The sequence below is a fragment of the Vibrio sp. 1249-1 genome (genome assembly GCF_033340495.1).
Genome location: NZ_JAWOWJ010000273.1, coordinates 1 through 888, shown reverse-complemented (window position 1 = coordinate 888; position 888 = coordinate 1). Strand labels below are relative to the sequence as shown.

Here is an 888-nt window from a genome sequence, read left to right as displayed (position 1 = left end):
CCATAATAATAGCCACAACAGATATTTTAATGGATGATTTTCAAACCAGATTTTTTCAACCACAGTAACTATTCGCCAAACTGGATGCGATGAAGTTGAGCGTAAGCGCCATTCTTAGCAATCAAGTCTGCGTGATTACCTCGTTCAATAATGGCACCGTCGTCTACGACTAGAATCTCATCGGCTTTTTCGATCGTTGACAAGCGGTGAGCAATCACCAACACGGTTTTATCTTTCTGCAGCTCATCTAAGGCAGCTTGGATAGCACGCTCAGATTCCGTATCCAATGCGGAGGTTGCTTCGTCAAGAATCAGTACAGGCGCATCACGCAGTAACGCACGAGCAATAGCTACACGTTGGCGCTGACCACCAGATAAGCTCGCGCCGTTTTCGCCGATCATGGTATCTAAACCATTCTCCATCTTATTGATGAATTCCATTGCGTGAGCCAGCTTCGCTGCACGCTCAATATCGCTGCGCTGGTACTTATCTTCCGTCGCGTAAGCAATGTTGTTTGCTATGGTGTCATTGAAAAGATGTACGTTTTGCGAAACCAAAGCAAACTGCTCGCGCAAGTTCTTCAATTCGTAGTCACGAATATCACGGCCATCTAGCGCAATCGAGCCACTGTCCACGTCATAAAAACGGTTGAACAAGTTCGCAATGGTACTTTTACCTGAACCTGAACGCCCCACTAGAGCGAGCGTTTTACCTCGAGGAATATCAAAACTAATGTGCTCTAGTGCCGGTTTTTCTGAACCTTCATACGTAAAGCTGACGTCTTTCACAGATACATCGCCCTTCGCGCGCTCAACCGTGTGTTTACCTTCGTTTTTCTCCGGTTCCAACTCGATCAGAGCAAATAAATTTTGGCTCGCTGCCATACCA

General features: G+C 46.3%; 1 protein-coding gene. It reads right to left on the bottom strand.

Annotated elements, in window-relative coordinates; genetic code table 11:
- Positions 1 to 68: 68 nt before the first annotated feature.
- Positions 69 to 888, bottom strand: an 820-nt coding sequence (locus R7Z50_RS25790) for an ATP-binding cassette domain-containing protein (RefSeq protein ID WP_318149516.1), incomplete at its 5' end; no start/stop codon positions are given.